This window comes from Zobellia nedashkovskayae (assembly GCF_015330125.1).
Taxonomy (GTDB): domain Bacteria; phylum Bacteroidota; class Bacteroidia; order Flavobacteriales; family Flavobacteriaceae; genus Zobellia; species Zobellia nedashkovskayae.
Genome location: NZ_JADDXR010000002.1, coordinates 428218 through 441510, shown reverse-complemented (window position 1 = coordinate 441510; position 13293 = coordinate 428218). Strand labels below are relative to the sequence as shown.

General features: G+C 35.8%; 9 protein-coding genes. 5 read left to right on the top strand and 4 right to left on the bottom strand.

Features of this window, described 5'->3' with window-relative positions; translation table 11 throughout:
• Positions 1–5: 5 nt before the first annotated feature.
• Positions 6–3110 carry a SusC/RagA family TonB-linked outer membrane protein gene (locus IWB64_RS01830; protein WP_194532408.1) on the bottom strand — a complete coding sequence of 1035 codons (3105 nt, stop codon included), beginning with the start codon at positions 3108–3110 and terminating at the stop codon, positions 6–8.
• A gap of 1252 nt (positions 3111–4362) precedes the next feature.
• Here IWB64_RS01830 and IWB64_RS01825 point away from each other — a divergent pair.
• Positions 4363–4737 carry a cupin domain-containing protein gene (locus IWB64_RS01825; protein ID WP_194532407.1) on the top strand — a complete coding sequence of 125 codons (375 nt, stop codon included), beginning with the start codon at positions 4363–4365 and terminating at the stop codon, positions 4735–4737.
• A 187-nt stretch (positions 4738–4924) separates the two neighbouring features.
• On the opposite strand, the gene IWB64_RS01820 is transcribed toward IWB64_RS01825, so the two are convergent.
• On the bottom strand, positions 4925–7171 hold the full coding sequence (locus IWB64_RS01820) for an alginate lyase family protein (RefSeq protein ID WP_194532406.1): 2247 nt from the start codon (positions 7169–7171) through the stop codon (positions 4925–4927).
• A 432-nt stretch (positions 7172–7603) separates the two neighbouring features.
• Positions 7604–8104 (bottom strand): shikimate kinase, encoded by a 501-nt coding sequence (locus tag IWB64_RS01815; protein ID WP_194532405.1) that lies wholly within the window; start codon positions 8102–8104, stop codon positions 7604–7606.
• Positions 8105–8205: 101 nt separating this feature from the next.
• Here IWB64_RS01815 and IWB64_RS01810 point away from each other — a divergent pair, with 101 nt between their 5' ends.
• From IWB64_RS01810 to IWB64_RS01800, 3 genes are all read left to right on the top strand, one after another.
• Complete coding sequence (locus tag IWB64_RS01810) at positions 8206–9174, top strand: sugar phosphate isomerase/epimerase family protein (RefSeq protein ID WP_194532404.1); 969 nt, start codon at positions 8206–8208, stop codon at positions 9172–9174.
• Positions 9175–9195: 21 nt separating this feature from the next.
• Complete coding sequence (locus tag IWB64_RS01805; RefSeq protein WP_194532403.1) at positions 9196–9918, top strand: ribonuclease activity regulator RraA; 723 nt, start codon at positions 9196–9198, stop codon at positions 9916–9918.
• A 90-nt stretch (positions 9919–10008) separates the two neighbouring features.
• On the top strand, positions 10009–11085 hold the full coding sequence (locus IWB64_RS01800; protein ID WP_226975784.1) for a phosphatidylinositol-specific phospholipase C1-like protein: 1077 nt from the start codon (positions 10009–10011) through the stop codon (positions 11083–11085).
• Positions 11086–11179: 94 nt separating this feature from the next.
• Here the strand turns inward: IWB64_RS01800 and IWB64_RS01795 are convergent, their stop codons facing one another.
• Positions 11180–12622: a hypothetical protein gene (locus IWB64_RS01795; RefSeq protein WP_194532402.1), complete on the bottom strand. Its 1443-nt coding sequence runs from the start codon at positions 12620–12622 to the stop codon at positions 11180–11182.
• 116 nt (positions 12623–12738) lie between these two features.
• Here IWB64_RS01795 and IWB64_RS01790 point away from each other — a divergent pair, with 116 nt between their 5' ends.
• A complete protein-coding gene (locus IWB64_RS01790) occupies positions 12739–13263 on the top strand; it encodes an RNA polymerase sigma factor (protein WP_194532401.1) in 525 nt (174 codons plus the stop codon).
• Positions 13264–13293 lie beyond the last annotated feature (30 nt).

The window sequence follows — 13293 nt, the reverse complement described above, 5'->3', positions numbered from 1 at the left end:
TTAGATTAAAAGTCAAGATTTAGACCAAAAGTAACCGTCTTAAATATTGGCGTACCCGCTCTTTGCGAGCCATATGCTCTAGGATTGCTACCATCTACATGCTCAGGGTTAAAACCGTGATAATCGTCTGCAGTTAAATAAAGTAGATTCTGCGCTGTTGCGTAAAGTCTTAAGCCTTCTAAGCCTAATTTTGTAGTAACATCATCAGGAAAATTATAACCAACATTTACGTTTCTTAGTGAAAAGTAATCCGAACTTGCAATAACTTCGCTGGTCAATACTTTTTCTTGAATGAACGATTCATGTGGTACTAGACCATTGGTAACCGCTTCCGTTTCACCACCACTACGGGTTCTGTTACCAAACCAGTTATAGAAATATTGGTCACCAATATTATTTACCTGGCCACCTACACTTCCTTGAACCATGAAAGAGAAATCAAAATCTCCTAATTTAAATTCATTAGTAAAACTATATACCATATCTGGATAAGGATCTCCTAAAATAGTTTTGTCCTCATCTGTAATTAAACCATCACCATTTAAATCTTTTACGATAGTATCATCAGATTGACCATTAATTCTGTTCCAAGGACTATCAACATAAGTTGTTCTAAAAGAAGTCTCATCAAAAGCTTCTTCATCTACTACATAACCCCAGAAAGAAGATATAGGTTCTCCTATTCGGTTAATCCATTGTGAATTTCTACCATAATCATCTTCAATTAAAGCGTTATTAGAATCTCCAAAACTGAGTAACTCATTTTTGTTGGTAGAAGCAATAAAAGTTGAGTTCCAAGAGAATTTTTCACCAATAATATTTTTAGTTCTAAGCTCTAGTTCCCATCCAGTGTTTTGGACTTTTCCTAAGTTTACTATACCATTGTTAAATCCGGTAAGATAGGATACAGGGTTATTTAATAGTAGTTCATCACTAGTTCTTTGATAGTAGTCTAAGGAACCTGAAATTCTATTGGAAAAAAGTGCGTAATCCAATCCAACGGAAAATTCTTCAGAAGCTTCCCATTGTAATAATGCATTAGCAATGTTACGCGGCGAAACACCTGCATTAACATTTCCATTATCAACTGCGTTTGAATTTTGTAACAAGGCTAAATAAGGCCATGCATTTACAACATCGTCCCCAACATTAAAATTCTCAGCACCGGTAAGACCGTAACTAATTCTGAATTTTAAGTTGCTTATCGCATCACTGTTCGCTAAGAAGTTTTCTTTGGACACATTCCAACCCGCAGAAACTGCAGGAAAATTACCCCACTTGGAGTCTATACCAAAAACAGAACTTCCATCTCGTCTAAAGGAAGCATTAAATAAATATTTCCCGTCGTATGCGTAATTTACTCTAGCAAAATATCCTAATTTCTTTAATTCCGTATTGGTTTCAGTAGGAATATCAACTAGCGTAGCACCTTGAAAGTTTTTCAACAAATCATTAGAAAACCCACTACCAGTAGTAATACTTTCTTCAGAAACTCTTCTTTGTGCAGTCATACCTAGAAGTAAATTTAGGTCATGCTTATCATTAAAAGTTTTCGTATAGTTTAAGGTGTTATCCGAAATTAATCTACTTCTAAATCTATTAGCTAAGTAATATGAAGCATTACTATTACCACTCGCGTGATATAAAGTACCGTCATATCTAGTTCTCTTTCTTTGTTCAAGAGTTACACCTAATGATGTTCTAGCGGTAAGGCCATCTGCAATTTCATAACTTAAATATGTTGAACCGAATAACTTGGTGTTATACTCGTAATGTTCTCTCTCAACATATTGTGCGTACGGGTTTGAGTCACCTGAAGTACGAGGTCTACTTGTGCTTCCATCACCATTAATATCTAAGTTTAATAAATGGTTTTCATAGAAATAATCACCAACACCAACATCTGGATAAGAACTACGATCAATAAACTGAAGTGACTCTTCAGTATGATAAATAGGTAACCAAGGTGATTGACGAATAGGATTGTGTATTGATGTAGGCAGACGTCTCTGTTTAGTATAAGACGGCGTAGCACTAAGACCAAATTTTAATTTATCTCCTATTTTAGAATTAACTTTTAAACTAGCAGTATATAACTTATAGTCATCTGTTATTACAACTCCTTCATCACTAAGGTATCTTAATGATGCACTAAATTTAGTGTCTTCCGTACCACCTCTTGCAGATAGGGAATGACTTGTTACTGTTCCTCCATCAAAGAAAACATCTTGCCAATCTCTGTCAACACCAGTAGTGTTAACTAAAAGTTGCGCGTATTGTGTTTCATTAGAAAGTGTACCTGTTGCAGCTAACTCCTTATTAGCCCAATCTGAAACACTCTTGCTATAGTCATCACTTTTATGGGCGCTTTTATAACCTGAGTACGTTTGGTAGCTGAATTTTGTTTTTCCGGCCTTACCACTCTTAGTAGTAATTAAAATTACACCGTTAGAACCTTCACTACCGTAAATGGCAGCAGAAGCAGCATCTTTTAATATTTCAAAAGACTCCACATCGTTCATATCAAGGTTTCCAAGGAAATCTGAACTCACGATTATTCCATCAACTACCAAAGCAGGTCCTGAATCAGCGGTTACAGATCCAATACCTCTAATTGTAATAGTAGGAGCACCACCAGCTTCCGCGTTGGTTGCTTGAATATTAACACCGGAAACTTGACCAACAAGAGCATCATCTACCCTTGAAACAGCTATTTGATCTAAGCTTTCATTGGTTACTTTGGATATGGAACCGGTTAATGTAGATTTTTTCTGAGTACCATAACCTACTACGACAACTTCGTCTAATTGGCTAGCATCTTCCGTCATGGTAATTGCTAATTCTGTTTGACCAGTAATTGCTATTGTCTGAGTTACATAACCGATGTAAGAAAATTGAAGTACATCACCTTCTGAAACGTTTATTTGATATAATCCGTCAAAATCTGTGGAAGTACCTGTAGTAGTATTTGCGATGATGACGTTAACTCCTGGTATTGGAACGTTGTCCACATCGGAAACCGTACCTGACAGCGAGTAGTTGTCTTGGGCAAATAGAGCTATATTGAAAAACAATATAGCTATAAGCGTTAGTTTGTTTTTAAAATTCATTTGTGTTAAAGTTAAGTTAGTAATGTTCATCGGTTTAAGCCCGACCCCTGAATGAAACTGTGCGAGAATTCCATTTAATCATCAACTTACTATAGCACGTAACTCATTAACGTCTCTGAATTTTGTATTTTTGTAATGAGCGTGTATAGTAAAATGTACGTGTTCGTTGTGTTACTTCCCTTCAGAATGAAGTAATTTTAGTTAAAAAAGGATGGGTGTGCGCCCGTCCTTTTTTTTTATTAGGTACTTTATATTTTCATTAAATATCTCTTTAATTAATATTAGCTAGTAATTCTCGTTTTTAATTGGTTATCCATACTGGTTTACCAAATTGGTTTACCAAATATAACTTAATACTTTGTTAAAAAAAAATAATATTTACAAAATTGATGTTGAATTTTGCGCATCTAATATTTTATAGAGTATCTATTTACTAAAATGATAATTGTAGTGTGGCAAGGCTCAGGACATAGTAATTTTGAGGCCAATAACCACGCTGGCCCTGTGACATATTGGTCTCGTTAGAAGTTAAGCAGGTTGCTTTATTAGCAATTTTTTCTGTTTTATTCTGTGCCGAATGGACTAGCATCAGCAACTTTTGATGTGCTTAGTCGGTTGTGAATGAATTGTTAAAATAATTCTTATTACATCTTCTTTTACTAGCGAAAAAGAAATGATTTTGTTGATATCTTTAAAAGAAATAGGGTAATCCGCAAGGCTATTTAACTTGAAACCAAAATTTATTATTTAGCTATAAAATCTTTGCTGATAGGTCTAAAAACACCTTTATTTTTGCGAGTAACCTTAAGTGTTTCCTGTAATGGTATATAAGGATAATCGCCTTGTTTTTGTTTTATTATCTCTTAAGTTGTCATTTTAAAAGCATCTTTTTTTAAATTGGTTGGTACTCTTGCACTGGACTAATTGCATATTTTTAATCTCTAAATCTATAAAAATGACTTTGTCATTATGGTGTACAATTCGTCTCTGGGCATCTTCATCTATGGTTTTCCAGATGTGGATTTTAGGCGAAAAATAGAGTATAATACGGATAGTTTTATTTCAGCCTTTTACGTGTCTAATACGCTCTACTTTACTAATTGTAGATAAATAGATAAACCGTTGGCTGTCAACCTAAAAAAATAACAAAACATATGCATTAAAATCGTAAATTTTCTAATTTTTAGCTCGCTAATTATTTGAAATAAATTATATTGCTTAGGTAATTATTTTTATAAACTAAAAACAAAAAATGAAACGATTTAGTGAAAAGTACATCACCACAAAAGACATGGAATGGGAAGTGCTTGGTGGAGGAGTATCAAGAAAATTCTTAGGTTACGATAATCAAATCATGATGGTAAGAGTGAAATTTGACAACGGTGCATTAGGTGCTCCACATCAACATTTTCACACACAAGCTACCTACTGTGTTTCAGGTAAATTTGAATTTGAAATTGACGGAGTAAAACAAATTGTTGAAGCAGGAGATGGTGTGTATATTGAGCCTAACTTATTGCATAGTGCAGTTTGCTTAGAAGAAGGAGAGCTAATTGATACATTTAGCCCAGTAAGAGAAGATTTCTTAACTGGTGAAGGACCATCTTATTTTGGAGATAAAAAATAAGTGTAAAATAACTTTTCTTAGCTTATAACGGGAGATTAAGAATAGTTCTCTCAATTATATTGCTTTGGTATATAATACTTAGAGAAGTAACTAATAAAATTCTATAATTTGGTTCTCATAGTCTTAATGAAAAAAAGACTTAAAAATCAAATTATAGAATTAATTGAAAACAATAAATTATCCCTTATTAAATTTTAATAAAATCATAAGGACCCGTCCAACGGTACTCCTTATTTTTTATTTTTAAAACGTGTTCCTTGTCGGCTGTTTTGTCTTCGTTAGATAGTACCAGCATCATCTGGTCGCCATTAGCCTTTGTTTCAATTACTACCGCTGTATACTCTTTAGTATCTTCTATAAGTTCTATTTTGGAAATTGCACTATTCGAGTTTACCGAGAATTCAGAAACCGGACTGTAATTTCCATGTGATTCCACGACCGAAACGAATGTTGTGTTTTGTGTATTTTTTCTGCGAATAACAAGACCGGCATCTCTTCTTAAATTAAATTCCGGATCGTTAGCGCCAATGCGCACAAATTGTAGCTCTTCATTTTTTAAGCTAGTAGTGGTTAATGTATAAAAATGCCCGTTTTCTAACCAACTTAACTTGGAATTATCTTCTTTAGGTTGCCCTGTACCTTCTGACCAAAGATGTTGATAGCCATGTTCAGAACCCAATGTCTCTAAACTTTTGGGTGTAGAGAAATCAAAATTAGTTTTCATAACCTGGCCTTTAAAGTAGAAGGGAAGGTCATATTGGTTTTTAGTAGTAGAAACCACTTTTAAAATATCCAATAAAAAAGGTTTTTCAAAACCGTCGGTTTTTATGAGGGCCATGGTTCGTTGCATTTCTGTGCCAGGATATGCATTTTTCTCTTTAGCACTTACTACTTGGACTTCTGGATTGGAAGTGTCAAAAAAGTAGAGTTCTGAATGGTATTTGCTACCTACTTCATATTTTCCGCCAAAATGAGAAGTTTCATTTTGTACAAGTGTATTGTGGGCTATAGTTTGTTTTGCCCAGGTCTTATTTTCTTTTAAATAATTGCCACCACCTTTTTGTTCGATGTTTACAAAACGAGCAAGTCCGTAATCTTGTAATATCTCTGTACCTTTTTCGTAAAGCGAAAATGATAGCTTATCATAATGCCCGTGGCTTAAACCCTGTGCGGCATATTTGAAAACCAAGCTCATATCTTCATTACCATACCTAAGTATACCTACACCACCTTCGTCGCCATTGGTACCGTCGGTTAGGTTTATTGATTTTTTCTGAAAAGGTTCAGCCTTGCCATCTCTAATGCCTATGGCTACGGCTAGTCCTGAATCATCCAATAAAACTCGGCCTTGGTCTTCGGCAATACTTAATAATTGTGGATTATGGCCTCCATAATGATACGCAATATCAAGAGCGGTGACTACGTCTGGAGATTTATAGGACATTCCTTTCTGAGAATCGTTCAGAGGGAAAAAATCTCCATCAGCATCAGAAAGATTTATAAGTACATTTACGGATTTTAGCAACACACTATCCTTATGTTCAAAAATCTTTTGCTCAGGCTTCACATTGTGCAACGCCTCGGCAAAAATTAAGAAAGGATACATAGCATATCTTTGGTAGTAAGGTCCTTCGGTATAATATCCATCAGGAGAAAATGGTTCATCTACATTGGCAAGAAAACCAACTTCTTGTCCTTCTGTTTTAATAAAACCACCATCGTTATCTTTTGCTCCAACAGGTAATCCGTCGTCTTCTATTCCGTATAATGCTCTTTGGATTAATTCATCGTCGTTCATTACCAACCCGATCATACCTACGGCAGCATTACCCCATGTACTATGGTTGTGAACGCGATTGTAGAATTGAGGGTTTTCTATGGATATGAAATCTGCAAAAGGTCTGAAAAGATTTTTTTCAAGTTGCTTGCGTTCTTTTTTAGATAGGTAGTCATATACACAATCATAAGCCTGACTTACGTAAACCAACCAATTAGAATCATTAAGGCATTGCCAGAATAATTTGCCTCTAGCGTATGAGCGCGTTTGTGGGTGTACAGGCAAATCTTTATACATGCTTTCATATTGAAATAACATGTCCTTAATATATAAGGCATATTTTTCATCGTCTAAAATCTGATATAATACCCCTGCTTTTTGAAGCGTCTGAAAATTAAGCTTGTGACGTGAGTGTGTATATCCGCCAGAAAAATCTTTAGGTATTGGGGTGTCGATTCCCAATGCAATTTCGGCATCTACCTCGGCTTTCACTTTTTCCAAAGTAGCATCAAAAAGAGGAGCATTGCCTAATTCCGCTCTTATTTTCTGCACACCTTCTTTGGTTAAAATTAGGCTTGGGTGGTCTTGTGAATGTCCGCTGAAGGAGATTAAAAAGACGCAGATAAAAATTTGTAATACACGTATATGTTTGATCATATTGATATTGAGTTAAGTAGTAAGCCTAAATTAATAGTAGTAACTATTACGTTGAAAGTAGAATAGGCATTTAAATTGTAATCTGAATCACCGGTAAAATAGAGACCATTTTTATTATTTTTCAACACGATAATTTTGGTCGCCGATCATCTCTGTTTTTTTTGAAGGCTCAGGGTTTTATTCCTGTTTTTCAAAATTGGCTCATCGACGACCAAGTGCATGTTAATGGCTCTGCTATCTTTAAATATTTTTTCTGTTGTATTTATCTAATGTATGCCATAAGGTGCAATGGCTGCCTACATATTAATCCACTAAACCAGTTGATTGGTTTACCAATTTGGTTTACCAAAAATAGGAATATTCTTTTATTGCACAAATTATAGAGACCCTATATAATATATTTAAGGTGTAAACGTGTCAATAAAACACATATCAACCATATTTTCTGGCCAAATACTTTAAAATAGTGTCTACGATGTCTTGTTCAGAATGGGTAATATCTATGGTTAGTGCCCTCTTAGGAATTTCCAATAGTTCAAAGTCCGATTCTAGTGAGGACTCAGTTTGGTGTTTTGCATGCCCCTTGTCTATACGTTGGTTAACCTCGTCGTAAGTACCGTTCATAAAAACCCAGTCAATATTTAAATTTAGATTTTTAGCAAGCTGTAAACGTTGTTCTTTCTTTAAGATAGAACAAGAAACTACACATCCATCTTTGGTATACTGCTCATTTACCAAGCTTGTAATAGCTGATAACCATGTGTTAGATTCGGTATTGGTATTTTCCTTATCCGCGACTAGCTGCTCACTAAATAGCGCATCGGCATCAAAAAATGGAATGTCTAATTTTTTAGCTACCTTCTCCCCAACAACACTTTTACCGGTTCCACAAACGCCCACTAAAACAACTGTAAACTTATCTTTTCTACTCATTTGTTAAATAATTGGTTTACCAAATTGGTTTACCAAATATAGTTATATTTGACTATTAACAAAATATTAAGTGTTAAAACCGTTTAAAAAACTACCAGATTATGGCCATTTACAAAGCTCAAGTCAGTCGCAGAAATTTCATTAAGAAATCTAGCTCTGCAGTGTTGGCAGTTCCATTATTATCAATGTCAGACCCTTTTTCCTTAGCTACTAACCTTTTCAATGAGGAACCTCAGGTACATCTTTTCTCTAAACATTTACAATTTTTGGAATATGATGATATGGCTAAGGCTGCTGCCGAAATTGGTTTTGATGGATTGGATTTAACGGTAAGACCAAAAGGGCATGTTTTGCCAGAGCATGTGGAGCGTGATTTACCGAAGGCTATGGAAGCGATGAAGAAATATGGTTTAAAGTCAAAAATGATGACCACCAATGTGTTGGATGCAAAAGAAGATGTGGACAAGCAGGTGTTGGAAACGGCTAGTAAATTAGGCATAACACATTACAGGACCGGATGGCTTACCTATCCAGAAGAGCTAAGTATTCAGGAAAGTCAGGAAAAGTATCGTGAACTTTTTAAAGAACTGGAAACAGCCAATAAAGAATTAGGTTTAGTGGGTTGTTACCAGAATCACGCAGGTAATCATGTGGGGGCGCCTATTTGGGATTTGCCTCCTATATTACCATCTCCGGAAAGCAAACATTTGGGTAGTCAGTATGACATACGGCACGCTGTAGTGGAAGGCGGTATGAGCTGGGAATTGGATCTACGATATATAGCACCCTATATAAGAAGTATTGTTATTAAAGACTTTAAATGGGGAATGGAAGAAGGCAAGTGGAAACCAATAAATACACCTCTAGGAGAGGGAATGATAGATTTTGAACGTTACTTTTCATTGCTTAAAAAATACAAAATTAACGTACCTATATCTTTACATTTAGAATATGACCTTGGCGGTGCCGAGCATGGCGCTACGGAAATTACCATGGATAAGGAGGAGGTTTTTTCCAAAATGAAAAAAGATTTGACCTTCCTAAAAGATACTTGGAACAAAGCGGAATAATAAAAAAAACTGAAGCACAGCATGACAGCAAAAGGAGCAACCACAACAGAAAAATTAAGAAAGGTCAGCACGGCAACTATAGCCACTTGTCTATTTAAAAAAGGCCTAAAAAATCAATTTATTCAGGATGTTAAGCCGTTAAAAACGGGCAAGCCCACCATGGTAGGTAAGGCCTATACGTTACGTTATATTCCTGCTCGGGAAGATTTGAATCCTATAGAGGTGTTTAGAGATCCAAAGCATTTACAGCGCGTTGCTGTAGAAGAATGTCCAAAAGGATATGTTATGGTCATAGATAGTAGAAAAGATGCCCGTGCCGCTTCTGCAGGGTCTATATTGGCTACGCGTTTAATGGTGCGTGGGGTAGAGGGTATTGTCACTGATGGTGGTTTCCGTGATTCTGCTGAAATTGCCGATCTTAATTTTGCATCTTATCACAACAGGCCTACGGCACCTACTAATTTAACCCTGCACCAGGCTATTGCTATCAACGAACCTATTGGTTGTGGAGATGTGGCTGTATTTCCAGGTGATTTTATTGTGGGTGATGATGATGGTATTATGGTCATACCGGCAGGCATTGCAGATGAAGTTGCGGATGAATGTACTACAATGACACTTTTTGAAGAATACGTTATGGGCGAAGTTGAAAGCGGAACATCCATAGTAGGGCTTTATCCACTAACAAATGAAGCATACAGAACTAGTTTTGAAGAATGGAAGGCTTTGAATGGTAAGGCCTAGTTTTAACTAAGACGAAGATTCTTGGATGGATAAACGGATACTGGTAAACCATAAATTAAAAGAGTTAAATTACGCGCTAATCTCTGCCTTATGAAAATAGCTTACACCTTAATGGTACTGATTACATCTGTGTTATTTTTTAATAATCCAGAGAACAAAAAAAGCCAAGAAGAAACTAGATTGAATGCTATTCAAATTATTGGAAGCCACAATAGCTATAAGGTGGCAATTGAGAAACCGTTATTTGAGTATTTGCTGAAAAAGGAACCTAAATTAAGTAGTTTGGAATATGACCATATTCCCCTATCCGCGCAATTAGATTTAGGACTTCGTAATTTGGAGCTCGATGTTTTTCATGATCCAGAAGGAGGTCATTTTTCAAACCCCAAAGGTTTGGAAATCATAAAATCTATGGGACTGGAACCAAGACCTTTTGATGTGGAACAAAAGTTGAAAACACCAGGTCTTAAAATATTTCACGTTCAGGAAGTAGATTTTAGAAGCCACCAATTACTCTTTAAAGAGGCCTTGATGGAATTAAAAGCGTGGTCCAATGCTAATTTGGGGCACACGCCAATTATCATCACCATCAATACCAAGGATAGTGAAGTGCCAGAGACAAGAAAACCGTTGCCGTTTGATGCTCAGGCTTTACAAAATTTGAATACAGAAATACGAGACATATTTTCTGAAGAAAACTTAATTACCCCTGATTTTATAAAGGGCGATTATGATACTTTAGAGAAAGCGATTTTAGATAAAGGTTGGCCAGAATTGACCAAGGTGAAAAGCAAGTTTTTATTTGTTCTGGATGAGGGAGACGAAAAAACGGATGCCTACTTATCCAATTTTTCAAATTCAAAAGGAGCGGTATTATTCGTAAATAAAGAAGAAGGAAATCCAAATTCAGCTTTTAGGATTATAAACGATCCGGTAGCGGATTTTGAGAAGATCAAAAACCTCGTTGCTTTAGGATATATGGTTCGTACGCGAGCAGATGCAGATACCAAAGAAGCAAGAACAAATGATTACAGTAGGTTTGAAAAAGCCATGGCCTCTGGTGCGCAGGTAATCACTACAGATTACTATCTACCCAGTAGTTTTTTTAAATCGGATTATAAAATCAGTTTTGAAAATGATGGGTATGAAAGAATAAAGGATTATTAAAAATCCTTTGAACGTAGTGGATTTCAAATAAAAAGAGGAGCTACATAGTAGCTCCTCTTTTTCATGATTAAAATATAATGGCTAAAGTAAATTCTTATTGTGTTAGTACTAATGAGGTAATAATACCTGCTAATCCAACATGTTGTAGCTCTATTTGAGTTTCGGAAACCGAGACTACTTCCCAATCTGCATTAAGCAGATTAAGTGGCGGAAGTAAACCAAAATCCAAGGTCATCTCAGTATTATCTTCATTAACAACCCATGTACCGCTTAATGGTAATAAGCCACTTCCTACAACACCTCCATCTTCATCAAAAGTAAGCACATTACCACCCAAGAGAGGAAGTTCATTGACACCATCTACTAAGTAGTTGGAAACGCCCCAAACACCAGTCGTTAATGATTCTACAATATCAATGACAGGGTCAACAATAGGGTCTATAGGATCAATCACAGGAATGTCCGGTAAACAAATACTTCTAAAATGGACTTTGTTTTCTCCTGCTATCAGTCTAACATCAGTATCCAATAGTGTGCGTTTTATTTCTTGAAGCTCCCATAGGCCATTAATATCATCTAGACCAGGAACAGTTATTGTTATAAAGACCTTATCATTGGCGCTACTAGAAACCCAAGTCCCAACTATAGTCTCCGTATCGGAAACAGCTAAAACTGAACCATCTTGGTGGAAGGTAAAGACATATGAGGAGTACTCAAGGGCACGTGACTCTCCGTCAATCTCAACAAGGTGTGCTTCCCAATTGGAGCATTCTGCCCATACTTCTAAGAATTCAGTTGTGGTACAGTCAATACAATCATCATCATTAAAATCATTGTCATCGTCTTCATCACAAGCATCTTTATTCTCTTCTATAACATTTTCCAATGCCACTAGGTTATTTACTTCAACAGAGGTGCCATCATGTAATAACAGAGTTATAGGAAAGTTTAGGCTTACGAAATCATCGTCCGTTAAATTGTTTAAAAAGCTATTGAAGGACATATCGTCCATAAAAGAAATCGTATCTATAATTTCGCTGTTTGAATTGAAAATAGATGCCGTAATTGGGTATAGAATATCTACACATTCAATATCATCATCCGCTTCATTTTCTTCTGGGCAACCATCTCTAAATACACTTAATTCCTCAGCATTCAAAACAACATTTGTAGAAAAATCATACATTATAATAGTTATAGGGAAGATAATTTCTAAAGTGTCTTCATCATCTTCATATTCATCAAAAATGAGTTCTATTACCTCATAATCTTTTTGGTCCTCTACTAAAATTTGAGTTCCATTAACGATTACGGAAACGGGTAGTTGTACGGAAAAGCAACTAGCTTGGTCAATTAGGTTATCTAAAGAACCATCATTGGAGGTGGTGCCTTGTAGTAAACTTACAACAGTGGACCCAAGAGATAGCGATTGCTCCGGCGGCGTACCCACATAGGCATATTCCTCTTGCCTACAGGAAGAGATCAGCATTAAAACAGTAAGTAATAAAATACTTATAAAACCGTTAGTCTTTTTCATAACAAGGCTATTTTATGGGTGCCGTATAGTAATGAAACAACTAAACGTGTAAAACTCCTGAAAATTTCTTAAAAAATTTTTTTTCGCCCTCTGTTTATGTGTCTAACAAGATTATTTTGAAGAGAAACCTCCATGAAAACGTATGTGAAGAAACTGTATTTGGTAGTCTATACACCAAATATGCAAAGAACCTTCACGACTTTCTTTATTATAAATATGGGGATAGACTAAATCCCGGAGACAAGGCACAGGATGCATTTGTTAAGCTATGGGAGAATTGCGGCAAAGTAACTCCAGATAAAGCAAAATCATTTTTATTCACAGTAGCCAACAATATGATGTTGAACGAAACAAAACACCAAAAGGTAGTTTTGAAATATCAAAGTGTAGCCCCAAAGGGGTATACGAATGAGAATCCAGAATATATATTGGAACAGGAGCAGTACTACAAAAAGTACCAAACTGCATTGGCTAAATTAACGGAAGAACAGCGTACCGCTTTTATGCTAAATAAGGCAGAAGGGAAGAAGCACGAAGAAATTGCACAAATGTTAGGGGTCACCAGAAAGGTTGTAGAGTACCGTATTTACTCGGCTTTTGACCAATTGAAAAAAGAATTACATGATTTTAAGATAAAATAGTCAGGAGAATTTAGGTCTCGGTTGTTTTAT